This window comes from Lactococcus garvieae subsp. garvieae, from assembly GCF_029024465.1.
Taxonomy (GTDB): domain Bacteria; phylum Bacillota; class Bacilli; order Lactobacillales; family Streptococcaceae; genus Lactococcus; species Lactococcus garvieae.
Genome location: NZ_CP118950.1, coordinates 784,457 through 802,604 on the forward strand (window position 1 = coordinate 784,457; position 18,148 = coordinate 802,604).

Consider the following 18,148-nt stretch of genomic DNA (forward strand, 5'->3'; position numbering starts at 1 on the left):
ATTAGGGAGTTGTTTAAGAGATGAAAACAGATATTGAAATCGCACAAGAATGCAAGATGACAGCCATCACGGACGTTGCTGAAAAAATCGGTTTAAGTTTTGAAGATATCGAACTTTACGGAAAATATAAAGCAAAAATACCACTCGAAAGTCTTAAAAAGTTTGAGAGCAATCCCGAGGGCAAACTTGTCTTGGTTACCTCCATTAACCCTACTCCGGCAGGTGAAGGAAAATCGACAGTGACAGTTGGATTGGCGGATGCCTTTGCACGGTTGAATCAAAAGGTAATGGTGGCATTGCGTGAGCCATCTTTAGGTCCTGTGATGGGAATAAAAGGTGGTGCTACAGGTGGGGGTTATGCTCAAGTTCTGCCGATGGAAGATATTAACTTGCATTTCACTGGCGACATTCATGCCATGACAACGGCAAATAATGCTATTGCAGCACTTTTAGATAATCATATTTTCCAAGGAAATACTTTAAACATCGATAGTCGTCGTGTGGTTTGGAAACGTGTCTTAGATATGAATGACCGTGAGCTTCGTCATATCGTTGCTGGCTTAGGTAGTGTGGTTAATGGTGTGCCCCGTGAGGATGGTTTTGATATCACTGTGGCCAGTGAGATTATGGCTGTTTTATGTTTGGCTACTTCATTGACGGATTTGAAAGAACGTCTTTCGCGTATCGTTGTTGCTTATACTTATGATCGTCAACCAGTAACTGTGGGCGATTTAGAGATTGAAGGTGCAATTACGGTCCTCTTGAAAGATGCGCTTAAGCCAAATCTGGCTCAAACCATTGAAGGGACACCCGTAGTAGTACACGGCGGTCCATTTGCCAACATTGCCCACGGCTGTAACTCCGTTTTAGCTACAAAAACAGCCTTGAAATTAGCAGATGTGACCATTACAGAGGCTGGATTTGGTGCGGATCTAGGCGGCGAAAAATTCCTCGATATTAAAACACGTCAGTTGGGAAAAACGCCTGATGCTATTGTTATCGTAGCTACTCTTCGTGCTTTGAAAATGCATGGTGGCGTTGCTAAAACGGCACTCACTGGCGAAAATGTTGCAGCCGTTACCCAAGGCTTTGCAAATCTGAAACGTCATATTAAAAATATGGCGAGCTACGGTGCGCCAATTGTTGTAGCCATCAATCAATTTGCCAGTGATACTGAGGCGGAAATAGCGGAGTTAACACGACTTGTTGAAGCAGAAGGTGTTGCCGTGAGTTTGACCCAAGTCTTTGAAAAGGGCGGCGCAGGTGGAATTGATTTAGCTGAAAAACTAACAAGTATATTCACTCAGGAAGCAAAAGAGTTCCATTACCTTTATGATTTAGAAGCTTCAGTAGAGAACAAGATTACAACAGTTGTGACCCAAATTTATGGGGGCAAGAAAGTTAACTTTTCTGCAAAAGCAGCACGTCAATTAAAAGAAATTGAGGAGAACGGTTGGGACAAGCTTCCCGTTTGTATGGCGAAGACGCAGTATTCATTTTCTGATAATCCCAAACTTTTAGCAGCACCAGAAGGATTTGAAGTGACTGTTCGTGAGTTGGTGCCAAAGATTGGAGCAGGGTTTATCGTGGCCTTGTTAGGTGATGTGATGACTATGCCGGGCTTACCTAAAAAACCAGCAGCTTTAAATATGGATATTGACGAAACAGGGAAAATCACAGGTTTGTTCTAAGCAAAGGAGAACGATGGTAAAATCAAAACTTACCCCTTTTATAACTTTAAATGGCAAGTCCAAGGAAGCGATGACTTTTTATGCTCAAGTTTTACCAGACACAAAGATTATACGGATGGAGTTTTATCATGAAAGTCCAGCTTTTTCTGAGCTGAAAGAAGAACTTGTTTTATATGGAAGTTTGGAAATAAAAGGGACAGAGCTCTTCTTTCTTGATATGCAAAAAGAATATGCAGCCCCAACACCTAACTGGTCAAATTCGCTTCTTCTCGATTGTGCGACGGAAGCTGAATTTGATGAAATTTTTGCCGCTTTATCAGACCAAGGAAGCATTATGATGGGACCGGAAGCTGTAGGAGATATTCGTAAATGCGCTTGGATTACTGACAAATTCGGCCTGACTTGGCAACCCGTTTGGAAATAAAATTGAAAAAGTTATCCGCTTAGAGGGGTAACTTTTTTGTTTGCTGATATTAAATAAATAAAATTCCGTTATAAAAAAATCTTAACCCCTCAATAAACAAATAATATGACAAACCGATAGGGAGCGTGATAAACTTTAAATATCAAAAAATTAAGGAGAACATTACTATGAAAAAGTCACTGAAGCTTTCACTCGCGCTCGTTTCGCTTATCGCCGCAGGAGCTTTAGCTGCTTGCAGTAATGGTGGTTCATCAAGTAAAGAAGAATCAAAAACCAAGCAAACGGAGATTGTTGTAGCTACAGATGGAGCAACTAAACCCTTTACCTATTCTGATAATCAAGGAAATTTGACAGGATATGACATTGAGGTTGCACGTGCTGTCTTTGATAAGTTGCCTGAATATAAAGTAACGTATCAAGCAGTTGACTTTTCTGGGATTGTTCCAGGTTTGGATAGCGGTCGCTATCAGATGGGCGCCAATGATTTTGGCTGGTCAAAAGAACGTGCAGAAAAATATAATTTTTCATCACCAATTTCTAAATCGAATAATGCCGTATTGACCAAAGATGGTAATTATACAACTCTAGAAGATCTTGCAGGTAAAAGTACAATTGGAAATCCAGCTTCTAACTATACAAAGATTATCAATGACTGGAACAATGCCCACCCTGACAAGAAAATAAACATCAGCTACTCTTCAGATAGCACATCTATCAATACACGCTTTAACCAGATTGAATCAGGGAAGATTGATTTCATGCTTTATGATAAAATCTCTCTGCAATCAAGCATCAAGGATCAAGGGTTTGACAGCTTGAAAATTCAAGATATCGATACTTCAACAGGTGATCCTGAACACGACGGTTATGAGTATTTCCTCTTTGCAAAAGATGATGCTGGCAAAGAACTTCAAACAAAAGTCAATAAAGTCCTTGCTGAGCTTGAAAAAGATGGGACCTTGAAAAAACTTTCAGAAAAATTCTTCGATGGAGATTTTGTACCAGAAGCAAGCAAGTTTAAATAAATATTTCACAGACAAGAAAAAATTATTAGTTTCTTGTATAATAGTAGGAGTAGTGTAAAAGCTGTCCCTGAGTCTCTCACACACAAATGCTTGTGGCACGAGTGAGGGGTTCAGACAGCTTTCTTTGATGAAGAGAATAAAAATGAATAAAAATAAAAAAATAATTTTAGGCTTGGGAGTTTTGCTCCTGTTGATTATTTTGCCTATGCTTCCCTTTTTAATCATGCAAGGGCAATATAGTTTTGATGAATTTTGGACGATGTTTTTCACCAAGATTTTTAGTTGGAAAGACTTTACTGCAGCCTTCGTACCCATCATTAAAATGATTCCTATTTCATTGCAGATGACACTTATCGCAATGTTCTTTGGACTTATTTTGGGACTGCTGCTTGCACTTGTCAGAATAAATAAGATTCCTATTTTAGACCAGTTACGTGCTTTGTTTGTTTCCTTTACACGTGGGACACCAATTCTGGTACAACTTTATTTGACTTATACAGGGATTCCTTTGATTCTTAAAGCAATCAATATGAATTACGGTACGAATTATACGGTTAACTCTGTCCCTGCCATGCTCTTTGTGATTGTGGCTTTTGCCCTTAACGAAGGCGCTTATAATTCAGAAACAATCCGCTCAGCCATTCAATCCGTAGATAAAGGGCAAATCGAAGCAGCACGCTCTCTTGGAATGACCAATTTTCAAGTTTTCTGGCGCGTAACCTTACCTGAAGCAGCTTCTGTTGCGACGGCGCCATTAGGAAATGCTTTAATTGGCTTACTCAAATCAACTTCACTTGCTTTTGTTGCTGGTGTAGTCGAAATGACCGCTCAAGCCCAAATCATTGGCGGTTCAACCTTCCGTCTTTTTGAAACCTACTTAGCTCTGGCCTTAATTTACTGGCCAATCTGTATCGTTTTGGAAATCTTGATTCGTAAGATTGAAAGCAAACTAGAAATCAAAATGCCTAAAGCAGCGCGGAAAATCTCACTTGGACGCAATCCTTTTGATAATGGGGTGACCAACAAATGATAAAAATTTCAAATTTAAGTAAATCTTTTGCAGGTAATGTTGTTCTTGACAACCTTAATCTGGAAATCAATGAAGGGGATGTCATTGCGCTTATTGGTGCATCAGGTGCCGGTAAGTCCACTTTTCTACGTTCGATTAACTATCTGGAAGAAGCAGACAGTGGACAGTTAGAAATTGATAATTTTAAAGTAGACTTTGAACATATCAGTAAACAAGAAATTCTTGAGCTTCGTCGCAAAACAGGAATGGTCTTCCAGCAGTTCAATCTCTTTGAACGTCGTACTGCCCTTCAAAATGTGATGGAAGGCTTAATTCAAGTCAAGAAAATGTCGAAAGCAGATGCGCAAAAGCTTGCGGAGGAAAACTTAAGAAAAGTCGGCCTTGAAGATCGTATGGACTACTATCCGAAATTCTTATCCGGTGGTCAAAAGCAACGTGTAGGAATAGCTCGAGCGATGGCGATGCAACCGACTTTACTCTTGCTTGATGAGCCGACCTCAGCGCTTGACCCTGAACTTGTTGGCGAGGTGCAAGACACGATTCTCAATGCAGCTAAAAACAAACAAACAATGGTTTTAGTGAGCCACGAAATGGACTTTGTCTATAATGTTGCTACAAAAGTGCTTTTCCTAGAAAAAGGCAAAATCATTGAAGAAGGTAGCCCTGAGGAAGTGTTCCATCATCCTAAAAATCCGCGGACGAGTGAATTTCTCTCTCGTCATGTTAAAACCATTGATATAGGAAGTTCAAATGATTAATTTAGTTTTACAGTTTTATCTTAAAGGTTTACTCATTTCTTTTTTAGTTGTAGGTTTACTCAGTCTGTTGTACGGTTTTATCTATTGGCTCCGTAACCATCATAAACCTCGTAATGTCTGGCGCAATCGCTTATTTGACATTATTTTGGTGGATATTTTGACTATACCGATTTTGAGTTTCGCCGTTGTGGGAATACTGATTATTTTGAGAATCAGATGATTGCAAATCAAAATAATGGCAAATAATTAAAAGAGAAATTATAATGGTTCTATACTTGAAGAGGTGAATTATGACAGAAAAAATTTACGATGTAGTAGTTATTGGTGCAGGGCCTGCGGGCATGACCGCAGCTATGTACAGCGCTAGAAGTGAAATGAAAACCTTGCTTTTGGAACGAGGTGTTCCAGGCGGGCAAATGAATAATACAGCAGAAATTGAAAATTACCCAGGCTATGGTCAAATCATGGGTCCTGAACTTTCAATGAAAATGTATGAGCCTTTAGCTGATCTTGGTGTTGAAAATGCTTATGGTTTTGTCACATCCATCATTGATAATGGTGCAACAAAAACAATCAATACTGAAGAAGAAGTATTTGAAACAAAATCAATTATTATTGCGACAGGAGCAAATCACCGTAAGCTAGGCGTGCCTGGTGAAGAAGAATACGGTGCCCGTGGAGTGTCTTACTGTGCGGTCTGTGACGGAGCATTCTTCCGTGATCAAGATATCTTGGTTGTTGGTGGTGGTGATTCCGCTGTCGAAGAAGCAATTTTCTTAACGCGTTTTGGTAAAACAGTAACCATCATGCATCGCCGTGATGAATTACGTGCCCAAAAAATTATTCAAGAACGTGCCTTTGCTAACGATAAAATAAAATTTATCTGGGACTCTGTTCTTGAAGAAATCAAAGGTGACGAACGTAAAATTGAATCTGTACGTTATAAAAACGTTAAGACAGGTGAAGTTACAGAAGCCAATTTCGGTGGTCTCTTTATCTATGTAGGTTTGGATGCTGTATCTGAATTTGCTCGTGATTTAGGTATTACAGATGAAGAAGGTTGGATTATCACAGATGCTACGATGAAGACAAGCATTCCAGGTATCTTTGCCGTTGGTGATGTTCGTCAAAAAGATTTTCGCCAAATTACTACTGCTGTAGGTGATGGAGCCCAAGCCGCTCAAGAAGCTTACAAATATGTAGAAGGTTAAATAAAAAGAACGTGCATTACTGCCGTTCTTTTTTGTTTTTATCGTTCGTATTCTAGTAATAAATGTGTTATAATCTTATTAGTGTAATTCTGATTAAGGAAGAAAAGTATATATGGATAAAGTAATTTACGACGTTTTACTCGTCATTATGTTGGTTATTTCTGCAATTTTAGTTATTTCAATTTTGATGCAACCTTCTAAACAAGATGGTGCAGCTGATGCTTTTTCAGGTGGTTCAGGAGAGCTATTTGAACGACGTAAAGCGCGTGGTTTTGAAGCTGTAATGCAACGTTTTACAGGTATTACTATTGGTATCTGGCTTGTGCTTGGTTTTATCTTGGTCGTTCTCTCTACGAAATAAAATAATCATAACATGCAAATGAAGCGGTCAAAAAATAATGGCGCGCTTTTTTTATTTAAAAATAAAAATTTATAGGCAAATGTTAACCTCTTGTGTAAATTTTTTGATACAATTTAAATACATAATTTCATAATTTCAATTTACTCTCCAACTCGGAGAGTTTTTTCTTTTCATTAAAAAGTCCCTTTATCTTTTAAAGGGACTTTTTTAGTACTCTTCAGACATTTAACGATAAATTTTCGCAAAAATAAAGCGTGAACTTGGGCCGACCAAAAGTAATTGAAGGGGAAGTGCCACGATAATGTTTAATACCCATGTTTTGCCATACAAGAGGAGTAAACTATCTGTCGTTGGTGCACCCTCCATGATAATCCCGAAAATAGACATAAGGGTAACCATTCCAAGAATCATGAACAAGGAAATAAAAATTCCAAGTTGTGCAGGAGAGGGCTGTAAGTTCTTTTTTTCGATATGAGAAAAGACAATTTTTTTCGCAAGTGGACCAACAAGTGCAAGATCAAGTATGACAGCAACAAGTAGAGCGAGTGGAAAACCAGTAGCTACATTTCCCCAACTTTCCATATTTATCCCGCTGGCTTTAAAAACATTATACATGGTCATTCCAAAAACCATCATTCCAGCAATTAATCCGGTAAAAACAAGTTCTTCTTTAAAATTTTTAGGCATCTTTTTTCTCCATTCTTTTTAAGTGCACTATATCATAACATAAATGACCGGGTCTTCGTAAGTGAAAACTTGTTAAAGAACAAAAAAAGTAAAATTTCAAGGACAAGTATAGTCAGTCGCAGTCTTTTCATCACTAAAAAAATTTTTAAAAAAATAATCTTAAATACTTGACGTTTACAAAAGTAAACGATATAATACAAATGTAGTTTACAAATGTAAACGAAGAAGGACAAAAAATGAAATTTAAAACAAACAAAAAACGATGTTGAGGCTCTATCAAAAATAGGCAAGGCCAATCTGTTATCAAAAAGAGGAGATAAAATGACCAACTATATTTTTAAACCTGGCGATAAAAGTCTTGCACCTGTTCTGGTTTTGCATAGCACAGGTGGTGATGAACAGCAGTTGCTTCCACTGGCGGAAGACTTATTTCCCAATCACCCTCTCTTATCCATTCGTGGACGAGTTAGTGAGCAAGGGATAAACCGCTACTTTAAACTCAAAGGAGCTGGTTTTACGAAAGAAAATTTTGACTTAGAATCGCTGAGCCAAGAATCCCAATGGCTGGCTACCGAAGTGACACGCTTAGGGGAAAAGCATCAACTGGATCTTACGCGACTTGCAGTAATTGGCTATTCCAATGGTGCAAACGTTGCACTGTATATGCAGCTGAAGGGCCTCATGCAATTTGATAGAGTTTTATCCTTTCATGCCATGCAACTTACAGATATAGAGGAACCTGTAATTGCAGATGAAAGTAAAATTTTCCTGACTCACGCGGATAATGATCCCATCGTGAGTCGGGCAAATCTTGAAGAACTTTCTTCTGACTTACAAAAGACAGAATGTGAGCTAGAGGTATTTAAAGCCAATTTTGGTCACCAATTAAGCAATGACGAACTTGTAGCAGCAAAGAGATGGTTAGTGACATGAAGAAAAAGATAAGCGTACATGAACATACCTTTCCCATCGAAAAAATTATAAAAAAACTAAAAAAAGAGGACAATCCCATGAACACAGAAATTGAAACACAAAACATCCTTGGTGGTGTTCACCACGTTACAGCAATCACATCAAGCGCACAAAAGAATTATGACTTTTTTACAAATATTTTAGGCTTACGTTTGGCAAAATTGACCGTCAATCAAGATGATTATGAAACTTATCACCTTTACTTCACAGGGGAAGATGGGAAAAGTCCGAACATGACCTTCTTTGACTTCAAGGATATTCCTAAGGGAATGCATGGTGCAAATAATATTGAACGTGCTTCGTTTCGTGTACCAAGTGACGCCTCTCTTACTTACTGGACAGAGCGTTTTGAAAAAGCACATGTTAACCATGGCGATATCAATGTCAAATTTGGCAAGAAAACACTCGAATTTGAAGATTTTGATGGTCAAAAGTACCAATTGATTTCCGATCAAGACAACACAGGTGATGCTGCACTTGACCGTTCATGGCTTCTCTCAAATGTAGCGCCTGAACATGGAATCATTGGCATGGGTCCAGTCTTTGTGAAAGTTACGGATACTTACAATTTACGGATTATTTTAGAAACAGTCTTCGGCTTCCGGTATGCGGGCCAAGAAAATAATTTGCATCTTTTTGAAGTAGCTAATGGAGGCAATGGTGCGGCCTTGATCATTGAAGAAGCGCAAGAAAATGAACGTTATGCTTATCAAGGTTATGGTACAATTCACCATTTGGCTTTAGGAACGACAAATCCTGAAACTTTAAATTACTGGATTGAACGTATTCAAGCTTTCCGTTTGCCACATTCAGGCTTGGTGGATCGTTTCTATTTCTCTAGTGAATATGTGCGAGTTGCTCCAGGCGTACTGTTTGAAATTGCAACATTTACCCCAGGTATTGGCGCTCTGGATATGGCTGAGTCAGGTGATGGAGCTGTTGACAGTTATGAAGAGTCATTAATTACTTCAGGTTTCTGGATTGACGAATCAAAAGAAGAAGCAGGGAAAGACTTAAGTTTACCTCCTCATCTTTTCCCAGAAGATGAAGCTATCAAAGCACGTACAGCAGCAAGTTTACGTCCTTTAGATACTTCGGATACGATGCGTGATCGTAGCCATGATGAATTATGGACCGTTGAAAAAGTTGTTGAGCGCCGAGAAGGTGAAAGTCTTGAAGCTTTCGAACAACGTTATCTGGGAAAATAAAAAATAATCTGAAAAAAGTGTTTCTATCACTATGGTAGAAATACTTTTTTTGTTATAAATTATGGGCAAGATCTGTATCATAAATATCCATCTCACAGATTTTTTAGAATTCGTTTAAAAAAAGAGTGAAATATACTCCGTTTTTATGCAGACTCAAGGATGGTCAAGAGAAAAATCCTTTATTTCCATTTATACTTTCTATGGTTTATTAACAAATACTTGCATAAATATACATATAACTGTATAATAAATCCAAAGAAATACGTAAAGAGGAAGAAAATGTCGCAACTAAAAAAAAATAAATTAACAGCAATTTCTTTAGCCCTGATGATTTTTACATCGGTGTATGGCTTTGGGAATGTTCCACTCGCCTTTTTTCAAATGGGTTATTGCTCAATCATTTGGTACATTATTAGTGCCTTAGTCTTTTTCATTCCATTTTCTTTAATGGTCACTGAATTTGGTTCAGCTTTTAATGCTGAAAAAGGCGGTATTTACACATGGATGGAAAAATCAGAGGGGCCATCATTTGCCATGATTGGTACATTGATGTGGTACATGTCATGGGTTATCTGGTTTGTCTCTGTAGGTAATCGGATACTTGTACCTATCTCGAACATGATCTTTGGTACAACAATCTTACCGAGCACAGTGATCGTGTCACTCTTGGCCATTCTTATCATGTTTCTTGTGACTTTCATTTCCCTTAAAGGCCTTGAAACCATAAAAAAAGTGGCCTCAGTCGGAGGAATTGCAGTTGTTTCACTTAATTTTATTCTCATCATCGGGGCCTTTATTATCTTATCGAGAAGTGGTTTTCAGCCCGCAACACCCTTAACGATAAAATCCTTGATTTCAACACCAAATCCAACATTGCAACCTGCAAGTTTTGTTACTTTTATCGCTTTCTTAGTTTATGCTATTTTTGCCTACGCTGGTGTAGAATCCGTGGGAGGATTGGTTGATGAAACTGTGGAACCGAAAAAGAACTTTCCTAAAGGCATCTTACTTTCGGCTGCCATTATTGGTATTGGTTATTCTTTCATGATTCTTTGTACAGGGTTTTTCATTAATTTTGATAAAGACTGGATTCCGGGGATTATGGATGGTTCAGTCAATCAAGGGAATATTACTTATTTTATGATGCAGCAGCTCGGTGAGAAACTGGCAGAATCTTTCAATCTATCGTCTGGTGCTGTACATACTTGGGGAACAGTTTTTGCACGTTATGTGGGACTCTCTATGTTTTTGTCACTTACTGGCGCGCTCTTTACCTTGATTTATTCTCCTCTTAAACAACTGATGGAGGGGACACCGGAAAAAGTATGGCCAGGAAAGCTTGGAAAAATCGAGAATGGCGTGCCTAAAAATGCTATGAAAGCGCAATTCATCATTGTGACCCTGATGATTTTACTGAATATGGGCATTTCACTCATCAATAAGGGAGCAGCAGATAAATTCTTCTTGGTTATTACTAATATGAGTAATATTGCTTCCAGTCTACCATATGTCTTTATCGTCTTTGCTTATATCAAATTCAAGAAAAATTATGCTATTGAGAAACCTTTTACGATTATGAAAAATCAAGCTTTTGCTATTGGAATTTCTTGGGTTGCAGCCTTGATGATTATTTTGGCGGACTTTTTTACAATTATCGAACCCGTCATAAATTATCTCCAAGCGCCAGGTGAAATTTCTTTGGGAAGTGTTTATTCCGATATTATCTCAATGATCGCCGGACCAGTTGTCTTCAGTATATTAGGCTGGTGGTTGATCCGAAACTATAAGAAGCAAACCGTTAAGGTTAAAATATAGGTAAAGGACGAGGGCTTTGAGGAAGAGGCCATTACAATTTTAGGGAATTCCTAATCTTCCTTTGGAAAAATTCCTCACCACAATTTATTTTGAAAGGATTAATGACATTATATGCTATAATAATAGCCTACCAAAACATATGAGGAACATAATGGACGATCGAATCAGAATAAGCAGTACGTGGCTTGTCATAATAGCAGTTGGTCTTGTTTTATTTAGCTATGGCGCACACTCGCACAAATTATTTTTAGAAGGGCTGGGAGCGATAGCCTCCGTGGGTGCTCTCTTTTGTGGATTATCGGGTGTAGTTATTCGTTTGATAAGACGAAAGCGTGGACAGCGTTTTAAGTAATCCCGGAAAAAGTATCCTTATCTTTTGAAGATGGGGATGTTTTTTCATTTATGAGCTAAGATAAATACTTTCTGTATCTATTTAAAATAGGAGTAGCGTAAGGTGTTTGCATCATTTCATACGTGTGATAAAATGAGAGAAGGAGGACTAGCAATGGATACAACCCAAGCTCTAGCAAAACTCAAAGCTCTTGTGAACACATCTTTGTATTATAATAAAGATGTATACGACCGAGAAAGATTGGGAGAAATGAAAGAAATTCTCTTTGACATTTCTCAAAAACTGACCTCTTACTCAGAAGCTGAACTGGAAGCCTTCTTTAATGAAGATTTAGGTTATGTCACACCTAAAGTAGATATCAGAGCTGTGGTCTTTGAGGATGACCGTCTCTTACTTGTGAAAGAAAAAGACGAAGGACAATGGTCTTTGCCTGGCGGGTGGGCAGACGTCGGTTATTCCCCCGCAGAAATCGCTCAAAAAGAAGTAAGAGAAGAGAGCGGGCTTGAAGTGATACCTTTGCAGTTGTTTAAGCTTGTTGATAAGGCCAAGCACGCTTATCCTAAAAGCTTGAATTATGTTTATAAACTCTTCTTTTATTGTGAGGCAAAAACTTTTGAGCTGCAGCCAGGCTTAGAAACTTCGGAGGCACGCTTTTTCTCACGGGAAGAAATTGAAACCTTGCAGAATATCTCCGTAGATCGAAACACACGTGAGGATCTTCTGGAGGCCTTTGAATATCATCATCACCCAACAGCAGGAGCAAAATTTGATCGTGTGCAGTAAAAGGTGGTTCATGAAAATATCAAATATGTTATAATATCATTATTCCATGCGGACGATGAAAAAGATTGGGCTGTTTAGGATGAGTGCCCTATTGAATAAACGATTACGGAGAAATGAGTTAAGATTTTATCGTTTATTGAACCAAAAAGTAGCGGGCTGCTGACAGTCCGCATTTTAATTTTAAAAATAATAATGCAGTTGTTTGGGATTGAAAAAATCGCAAAAGTGCACAGATAAAAAGAAATATTGGAGAAACATGAAAATAAAAGAAGTTATATTGGATGAACTTAAAAAGCATCCAAAGAAAGCCTATGCTGTTGAAGAACTGGCAATGGAACTTGACCTAACAAAGGCTTCAGATTTTAAACTATTTGTTAAAACTTTAGCTGCTCTTGAAGGTGAAGGACTACTGGAATTTACAAATAATGGAAAAGTAACACTTGCCGAAGTAAAAGCAGAGCTTGTCGGGATCTTTCGTGCTAATGCGAACGGTTTTGGTTTTGTAACAGTTGATTCTGATGAACCTGACGTTTTTATTCCTAAAGGAAGAACAGCTTTTGCTCTTGAAGGAGATGAAGTAAAAGTCGAACTGAAAAGTAATGCCAATCCTTTAAAAGGTACAAGTGCTGAAGGTGTAGTTACAGAGGTTTTAAAGCGTTCGGTCACTCAGCTTGTCGGAACTTTTGTCAAATTTGATGAAAAAGAACGTCAAGAGTTTGAACGTATCGGCTATGTAAAATCACGCAATAAAAAGTTGCCTTATCATGTCTTTTTGACAGATAAGGGCTTGATACCAGAGGATAAAGCAGTAGTGCGTGTTGATATTACCGCTTATCCGGATAAGAAAAATCCCAAAAGTATGCAAGGCTTGGCTGTTGAAATTGTCGGTCAAGCGGGTGATAAAGGAATTGATGTTCTTGAAGTTTTAGCTTCACTTGGTATTCGTTCTGAATTTCCAGAAGACGTTTTGGCGCAAGCGGACGCTATTCCAGAAGAAGTTGATGAGAAAGCCCTCATGGGGCGCGTGGACTATCGTAATGAGATTACATTCACCATCGATGGTGCCGATGCAAAAGACCTAGATGATGCTGTGCATATCAAACGCTTGGACAATGGTAACTATGAGTTGGGCGTTCACATCGCGGACGTGTCACACTATGTCACGGAAAATTCTCCCTTGGACCGTGAAGCTTTTGAGCGTGGTACATCGGTATATGTGGCCGATCGTGTCGTGCCAATGCTGCCTGAACGACTCTCGAACGGTATCTGTTCACTCAACCCACGCGTTAATCGCATGACGCAGTCTTGTGTGATGGAGATTACGCCTGAAGGAAAAGTCCTTCAATCACAAATAGGTCCTTCCATTATCAAGACGACTGAACGTATGACCTATGATGATGTCAACTTGATGCTTGCTGGTAACCAAGAAGCATTAGAAAAATATGCTGCAATTAAAGAATCCGTAGAGATCATGTCTGAACTTCACGAAGCTTTAGCAGCGATGCGCCGTCGTCGTGGGGCAATTGATTTTGAAACTATGGAAGCGCGTATTATCGTGGATGAAAATGGTTTGCCTATCGAAATTCGTAAGCGCAGTCGTGGAACAGCCGAACGCATGATTGAATCCTTCATGTTGATTGCTAATGAAACAGTTGCAAGCAGTTTTGAAACACGTCATTTACCAGGGATTTATCGTATTCACGAATATCCAAAAGAAGAAAAAATGACCCGCTTTATCGACTTTGCTGCGACCTTTGGCTTGCAAGTCAAAGGAATTTCGACAGAAGTTAGTCAAAAAGCCTTGCAAGAATTTTTGAAAAAAGTGAAAGGCCAACCAGGAGAAATGGTCCTCTCAACAATGCTTCTGCGTTCGATGCAACAAGCACGCTATTCGGAAGACAACTACGGTCACTTTGGCTTAGCAGCAGAAAACTATACGCACTTTACCAGTCCGATTCGTCGTTATCCTGACTTAATTGTTCACCGCTTGATCCGTGAGCTGGCTCAACCAAGTCCAAAGACTATCGAATATTGGGCGGAAAAAATACCCGAAATTGCTCAGCAGTCAAGTAACCGTGAACGTCGGGCCGTTGATGCTGAACGGGAAGTTGAAAAGATGAAAAAAGCCGAATTTATGGAAAAACATGTCGGCGAACAGTTCGAAGGTGTTATTGCTAGCGTTACTCGCTTTGGGATGTTTATTGAGCTTGAAAATACCATCGAAGGTTTGGTTCATATTTCTACTATTAAAGGGGAGTATATGAACTTCCATGAACGTATGATGGCGCTTGTAGGAGAAAAAACTGGGCTTGTTTTCCGTATTGGTCAACCCATCAAAATCCAAGTCACTAAAGCGGATAAAGTTACCGGTGATATTGACTTTGAATATATCAAGAGCGACCTTGATGTGGTGGAAAGTAACTTAAAATCCAAAAAAGAAAAAGGCCCACGCCGTAGACCGAAAGCTAACCGTTCCGAAAATAAAGATGAGCATAAAGCTTCAAAACGTGAAAAAAACTTCTCTGAAAAGAGTAAAAATAAAAAATACAGAGGAAAATCCAAGGACGAGGATCGAGAGCGCAAGAACGATTTCGATAAAAAACCAAATAAAAAGAAAAAAAAGAAACCTTTCTACGCGGATGCAGCAAAAGGAAAATTTGGAAAAAATACGAAGAAAAAATCGAAAAAATAAAAATACTTTAGAGGAGAAAAGTCTATGTCAGAACATTTGAATCTTGAGAAAACGGCCTTGGTCCTGATTGATTTACAAAAAGGTATCGTAAATCGTCCACAGCTCGAACCCTATAGTAAGGAAGAAATTCTTGCAAAAAATGATAGATTGCTGGAGAAGTTCAAGGATACAGCAGGACTTATCGTCTTTGTCCATGTGAAGAATTATGGACCAGAAACGCTCACTCCGCTTACAGATGCAAATACAAGTGCTTCTGGGCCACTTCCCGAAGATTATAGCCAATTTGTTTTTTCATTGGCTTATGATGAAGAGGTTAAAAATAAGATCCATGTCAAAAAGCACAATTGGGGCGCTTTTTATGGCACAGATCTGGATGTGCAGTTACGTAGACGAGGCATCGAGAATATTATCTTGACAGGTGTTGCCACAACGATTGGTTGTGATACAACGGCACGTGAAGCTTATCAACACGGATATAATGTGATTGCTGTTGAAGATGCAATGACAGACTTTAATGGTGCGCTACATACAGGTATCGTTAATGGTATTTTTACACGCTTAGGACGAGTCCGCTCGACAGAGCAAGTATTGAAAATGTTACAAGATTAGACCATAGAGCGCAAGAGTTTTTGATCATTTGAAAAGTTCAAGATGGAGAAGAGCAAAAGCTTTTCAGAATCTTGAACTTTTTATATCTTTAAATATTTGATGAAAAATTGGGGGATTAAATAAATCACCGTAAAGCTATGTTGATCTTGCATAAAACAATAAAAAGACTAACTTAAGTTAGTCTTTTTAGTATCCATTCCCTATTTTTGAATGAAGTAATAAGATGTTGCTTCACCTGAAGCGAGTAGCGCATTCGCTTTGTCTTGAAGTTCCTTGTAGGATGTTGAAACTGTTGACTCATGCTTGTTGCCTGCTTTGTCTACGTAAACCAAGACCCAAGCACGTCCGTTTGGAGTTGTTTCAGAACTAGAGGGTGTTGCATTAGGGTCAGCCTGAGGGCTATGGCCACCTGCACCGTTATTTTCTACAGGGTTATTTGAGTTATCGACCCAACCTTGATCTGAGCTTTCTGGTGTTGTAGATGCGGCCGGTTGTTCAGAGGTTGCTGGGGCTTCAGAAGTAGCTGTTGTGGAATCTGAAGTTGAACTGGCATCTGAGCTTTCAGATGTTGTTGTTTCTGAACTGCTGGTTTTACTTGTACTTTCGCTTGAGCTTTTAACAGAGCTAGAAGGTTCAGAAGATGCGTCTTTCTTTGCGCTAGTCGTATTGCTACAAGCGGCCAGTAGCACAACTGCAGCTAATGAACTAACTAAAAGTAATGATAATTTAAATTTTTTCATATGTAAGACTCCTTAAAATTCCTTTTCTTTCTTCCAGTATAACATATTGTCTCTGAAAAACCTGTTTAATTATCTATAAATTAAAAGATAATGAAGGAAAAACTCTCATCTAGAAAAGATAAGTCGAATAATTTGTAAGCGTTTTTTAACTTTGTTAGAATTATTATATAGAAAAAATAATAAATAGAAAGAAAGAGGTGCTTTATGATTTGGTCATTAATCGTTGGTGCAATTATCGGGGTGATTGCGGGTGCAATCACAAGTAAAGGGAAATCTATGGGATGGATTGCTAATATCTTAGCAGGTCTTGTAGGTTCTGCTGTTGGTCAAGCTTTACTGGGATCATGGGGCCCTAGTTTAGCAGGTATGGCGCTTATACCTTCTATTATCGGTGCCGTTATCGTGGTAGCTGTTGTTTCTTTCTTCTTAAGCAAAATGAGTGATTAAACAGGAGCTGCATTAAAACGGGAGGAGGAAATGTGTCAAAAGGAAAAAAATTTATTCTAATTTTAGTTGATTTATTTCTTATTACAATCATCCTACCACTGTTTCTTTACACACTCGGAAAATTTGATATAATCCAGCCAATTAAGGATATGTCGCAGGTTCCTTATATTGGCCCCTACTTGCCTACATATTTCTTGTTTGCAACGGGCATATTAGGAATACTCTTACTCATTCTTTTACTCGTTATCATCTTCTATCCAAGAAGATATACCGGCTTTGTACTAGGAGAAGGTAGAGGGGAACTGCTTCTTAAAAAATCTGCGATTGAAGGCTTTGTGCGAGAAGCACTTAAAGAAAATGGATATATTAAAGACCCGAAAATCGATACGTTGCTAGGTAAAAATAAGGTTAAGGTTGTGATTAAAGGTGAGATTATTCCTCGGGTGCAAATTTCAGAAAAGGCTTTGCTTATCGAAGAAGAAATCGGTAAAGGCCTGAAAGAGTTTCTCGGGGTAAATCATCATCTAAGTTTGAAAATAAAAGTGAACGCTATCACACCACAGCGTAAAAGCAGTTCACGTGTGTTATGATTGGAGGTTAGATGAATCTTTTAGAAGAATATCAATATCCAATTATAGGTGGGGCAATTGGAGCAATCATCGCCATTTGTATCTTTACAATTGGTTTTTGGAAGATGCTCTTACTGTTTTTACTCATCGCGCTTGGTAGTTATGTTGGTTTCTATCTCAAACGTACAGGATATATTGATAAAATTGGTAAAAAATAATTAAATAATTTATAAATAAAAAGGAGAAGCTATGGTACAAGAAAACAAAAAAACTTTGGACAACTCAGTGGATGAAGTAAGTGGAACTTTAACTTATGAAGATAAAGTGATTCAAAAAATCGTAGGACTTGCCTTGGAAAAAGTTGACGGTCTGCTTGCAGTTGATGGTGGCTTCTTGTCTAATCTCACAGGAAAACTTGTCAATACGGACGATGTAACTTCTGGTGTAGGTGTCGAAGTGGGTAAACAACAGGTTGCGGTCGATCTTAAAATCGTAGCTGAATATAAGAAATATGTTCCAGACATTTACAAAAATATAAAAGAAGTTATTTCAAAAGAAGTGAAAGGCATGACAGACCTTGAAGTCGTAGAAGTCAACGTGGATGTTATTGATGTTAAAACGAAAGAACAACAAAAACAAGACGAACAAAGCCTCCAAGATAAAGTAGGCGATGCCGCAAAATCTACAGGACGATTTACTTCTGAAAAAGTTGATCAAGTGAAAGACAAAGTCAGCGATGATGATGGACCACGTGTAAAATAAAATATAAAAAAA

20 protein-coding genes are annotated in these 18,148 nt (G+C 38.5%); 18 read left to right on the plus strand and 2 right to left on the minus strand.

Features of this window, described 5'->3' with window-relative positions; genetic code table 11:
* Positions 1-20: 20 nt before the first annotated feature.
* The 8 genes from PYW30_RS03905 to secG all read left to right on the plus strand — a co-directional run bounded on the left by PYW30_RS03905 (position 21) and on the right by secG (position 6,500).
* Positions 21-1,691 carry a formate--tetrahydrofolate ligase gene (locus tag PYW30_RS03905; protein WP_042218625.1) on the plus strand — a complete coding sequence of 557 codons (1,671 nt, stop codon included), beginning with the start codon at positions 21-23 and terminating at the stop codon, positions 1,689-1,691.
* A gap of 13 nt (positions 1,692-1,704) precedes the next feature.
* A complete protein-coding gene (locus PYW30_RS03910) occupies positions 1,705-2,115 on the plus strand; it encodes a VOC family protein (RefSeq protein WP_042218627.1) in 411 nt (136 codons plus the stop codon).
* Between the two features lie 167 nt (positions 2,116-2,282).
* A complete protein-coding gene (locus PYW30_RS03915) occupies positions 2,283-3,140 on the plus strand; it encodes an amino acid ABC transporter substrate-binding protein (RefSeq protein ID WP_042218628.1) in 858 nt (285 codons plus the stop codon).
* A 142-nt stretch (positions 3,141-3,282) separates the two neighbouring features.
* On the plus strand, positions 3,283-4,170 hold the full coding sequence (locus PYW30_RS03920) for an amino acid ABC transporter permease (RefSeq protein WP_004258125.1): 888 nt from the start codon (positions 3,283-3,285) through the stop codon (positions 4,168-4,170).
* Positions 4,167-4,928: an amino acid ABC transporter ATP-binding protein gene (locus PYW30_RS03925; RefSeq protein WP_042218630.1), complete on the plus strand. Its 762-nt coding sequence runs from the start codon at positions 4,167-4,169 to the stop codon at positions 4,926-4,928. The genes PYW30_RS03920 and PYW30_RS03925 overlap by 4 nt, the downstream gene beginning before the upstream one ends.
* Positions 4,921-5,148, plus strand: a complete 228-nt coding sequence (locus PYW30_RS03930; RefSeq protein ID WP_004258121.1) for a DUF4059 family protein — start codon at positions 4,921-4,923, stop codon at positions 5,146-5,148. Before PYW30_RS03925 ends, PYW30_RS03930 begins: the two co-directional genes overlap by 8 nt.
* 70 nt (positions 5,149-5,218) lie before the next feature.
* Positions 5,219-6,139, plus strand: a complete 921-nt coding sequence (trxB, locus tag PYW30_RS03935) for a thioredoxin-disulfide reductase (RefSeq protein WP_042218632.1) — start codon at positions 5,219-5,221, stop codon at positions 6,137-6,139.
* A 112-nt stretch (positions 6,140-6,251) separates the two neighbouring features.
* Complete coding sequence (secG, locus tag PYW30_RS03940) at positions 6,252-6,500, plus strand: preprotein translocase subunit SecG (RefSeq protein WP_004258115.1); 249 nt, start codon at positions 6,252-6,254, stop codon at positions 6,498-6,500.
* A 225-nt stretch (positions 6,501-6,725) separates the two neighbouring features.
* Here secG and PYW30_RS03945 read toward each other — a convergent pair whose 3' ends face one another.
* Positions 6,726-7,187 (minus strand): DUF2798 domain-containing protein, encoded by a 462-nt coding sequence (locus tag PYW30_RS03945; protein WP_014024585.1) that lies wholly within the window; start codon positions 7,185-7,187, stop codon positions 6,726-6,728.
* A 321-nt stretch (positions 7,188-7,508) separates the two neighbouring features.
* On the opposite strand from PYW30_RS03945, the gene PYW30_RS03950 reads away from it, so the two are divergent.
* The 6 genes from PYW30_RS03950 to PYW30_RS03975 all read left to right on the plus strand — a co-directional run bounded on the left by PYW30_RS03950 (position 7,509) and on the right by PYW30_RS03975 (position 15,618).
* The gene (locus PYW30_RS03950) at positions 7,509-8,120 is read left to right on the plus strand and encodes an alpha/beta hydrolase (protein ID WP_042218634.1); all 612 of its coding nucleotides are present in this window, start codon (positions 7,509-7,511) and stop codon (positions 8,118-8,120) included.
* Positions 8,121-8,197: 77 nt separating this feature from the next.
* Positions 8,198-9,367, plus strand: coding sequence for a VOC family protein (locus PYW30_RS03955; protein ID WP_042218707.1), 1,170 nt, complete (start codon positions 8,198-8,200; stop codon positions 9,365-9,367).
* Positions 9,368-9,646: 279 nt separating this feature from the next.
* The gene (gene yjeM / locus PYW30_RS03960; RefSeq protein ID WP_042218636.1) at positions 9,647-11,182 is read left to right on the plus strand and encodes a glutamate/gamma-aminobutyrate family transporter YjeM; all 1,536 of its coding nucleotides are present in this window, start codon (positions 9,647-9,649) and stop codon (positions 11,180-11,182) included.
* A 505-nt stretch (positions 11,183-11,687) separates the two neighbouring features.
* On the plus strand, positions 11,688-12,317 hold the full coding sequence (locus PYW30_RS03965; protein WP_042218637.1) for an NUDIX hydrolase N-terminal domain-containing protein: 630 nt from the start codon (positions 11,688-11,690) through the stop codon (positions 12,315-12,317).
* A 256-nt stretch (positions 12,318-12,573) separates the two neighbouring features.
* Positions 12,574-15,009: a ribonuclease R gene (rnr, locus tag PYW30_RS03970; protein ID WP_042218639.1), complete on the plus strand. Its 2,436-nt coding sequence runs from the start codon at positions 12,574-12,576 to the stop codon at positions 15,007-15,009.
* 24 nt (positions 15,010-15,033) lie between these two features.
* Positions 15,034-15,618 carry an isochorismatase family protein gene (locus tag PYW30_RS03975; RefSeq protein ID WP_042218641.1) on the plus strand — a complete coding sequence of 195 codons (585 nt, stop codon included), beginning with the start codon at positions 15,034-15,036 and terminating at the stop codon, positions 15,616-15,618.
* A 200-nt stretch (positions 15,619-15,818) separates the two neighbouring features.
* Here the strand turns inward: PYW30_RS03975 and PYW30_RS03980 are convergent, their stop codons facing one another.
* Positions 15,819-16,358 (minus strand): hypothetical protein, encoded by a 540-nt coding sequence (locus tag PYW30_RS03980; protein ID WP_016170956.1) that lies wholly within the window; start codon positions 16,356-16,358, stop codon positions 15,819-15,821.
* 204 nt (positions 16,359-16,562) lie between these two features.
* On the opposite strand from PYW30_RS03980, the gene PYW30_RS03985 reads away from it, so the two are divergent.
* Genes PYW30_RS03985 through PYW30_RS04000 form a run of 4 tightly spaced genes read left to right on the plus strand, consistent with a single transcriptional unit; the run spans position 16,563 to position 18,136 of the window.
* Positions 16,563-16,805, plus strand: a complete 243-nt coding sequence (locus PYW30_RS03985; RefSeq protein ID WP_004258069.1) for a GlsB/YeaQ/YmgE family stress response membrane protein — start codon at positions 16,563-16,565, stop codon at positions 16,803-16,805.
* 32 nt (positions 16,806-16,837) lie between these two features.
* The gene (gene amaP / locus PYW30_RS03990) at positions 16,838-17,395 is read left to right on the plus strand and encodes an alkaline shock response membrane anchor protein AmaP (RefSeq protein ID WP_042218644.1); all 558 of its coding nucleotides are present in this window, start codon (positions 16,838-16,840) and stop codon (positions 17,393-17,395) included.
* 11 nt (positions 17,396-17,406) lie between these two features.
* Positions 17,407-17,592, plus strand: a complete 186-nt coding sequence (locus PYW30_RS03995; protein WP_014024594.1) for a DUF2273 domain-containing protein — start codon at positions 17,407-17,409, stop codon at positions 17,590-17,592.
* Between the two features lie 31 nt (positions 17,593-17,623).
* Complete coding sequence (locus PYW30_RS04000; protein WP_004258059.1) at positions 17,624-18,136, plus strand: Asp23/Gls24 family envelope stress response protein; 513 nt, start codon at positions 17,624-17,626, stop codon at positions 18,134-18,136.
* The last annotated feature ends 12 nt before the right edge of the window (positions 18,137-18,148 follow it).

Coding starts and splice junctions, on each gene's coding strand:
- PYW30_RS03920 (WP_004258125.1), top strand. CDS start 3,283: ATGAATAAAAATAAAAAAATAATTTTAGGCTTGGGAGTTTTGCTCCTG.
- PYW30_RS03945 (WP_014024585.1), bottom strand. CDS start 7,187: ATGCCTAAAAATTTTAAAGAAGAACTTGTTTTTACCGGATTAATTGCT.
- trxB (WP_042218632.1), top strand. CDS start 5,219: ATGACAGAAAAAATTTACGATGTAGTAGTTATTGGTGCAGGGCCTGCG.
- rnr (WP_042218639.1), top strand. CDS start 12,574: ATGAAAATAAAAGAAGTTATATTGGATGAACTTAAAAAGCATCCAAAG.
- PYW30_RS03930 (WP_004258121.1), top strand. CDS start 4,921: ATGATTAATTTAGTTTTACAGTTTTATCTTAAAGGTTTACTCATTTCT.
- PYW30_RS03985 (WP_004258069.1), top strand. CDS start 16,563: ATGATTTGGTCATTAATCGTTGGTGCAATTATCGGGGTGATTGCGGGT.
- PYW30_RS03995 (WP_014024594.1), top strand. CDS start 17,407: ATGAATCTTTTAGAAGAATATCAATATCCAATTATAGGTGGGGCAATT.
- PYW30_RS03965 (WP_042218637.1), top strand. CDS start 11,688: ATGGATACAACCCAAGCTCTAGCAAAACTCAAAGCTCTTGTGAACACA.
- secG (WP_004258115.1), top strand. CDS start 6,252: ATGGATAAAGTAATTTACGACGTTTTACTCGTCATTATGTTGGTTATT.
- PYW30_RS03915 (WP_042218628.1), top strand. CDS start 2,283: ATGAAAAAGTCACTGAAGCTTTCACTCGCGCTCGTTTCGCTTATCGCC.
- PYW30_RS03955 (WP_042218707.1), top strand. CDS start 8,198: ATGAACACAGAAATTGAAACACAAAACATCCTTGGTGGTGTTCACCAC.
- PYW30_RS03980 (WP_016170956.1), bottom strand. CDS start 16,358: ATGAAAAAATTTAAATTATCATTACTTTTAGTTAGTTCATTAGCTGCA.
- PYW30_RS03910 (WP_042218627.1), top strand. CDS start 1,705: ATGGTAAAATCAAAACTTACCCCTTTTATAACTTTAAATGGCAAGTCC.
- PYW30_RS03925 (WP_042218630.1), top strand. CDS start 4,167: ATGATAAAAATTTCAAATTTAAGTAAATCTTTTGCAGGTAATGTTGTT.
- PYW30_RS03975 (WP_042218641.1), top strand. CDS start 15,034: ATGTCAGAACATTTGAATCTTGAGAAAACGGCCTTGGTCCTGATTGAT.
- PYW30_RS03905 (WP_042218625.1), top strand. CDS start 21: ATGAAAACAGATATTGAAATCGCACAAGAATGCAAGATGACAGCCATC.
- yjeM (WP_042218636.1), top strand. CDS start 9,647: ATGTCGCAACTAAAAAAAAATAAATTAACAGCAATTTCTTTAGCCCTG.
- PYW30_RS03950 (WP_042218634.1), top strand. CDS start 7,509: ATGACCAACTATATTTTTAAACCTGGCGATAAAAGTCTTGCACCTGTT.
- PYW30_RS04000 (WP_004258059.1), top strand. CDS start 17,624: ATGGTACAAGAAAACAAAAAAACTTTGGACAACTCAGTGGATGAAGTA.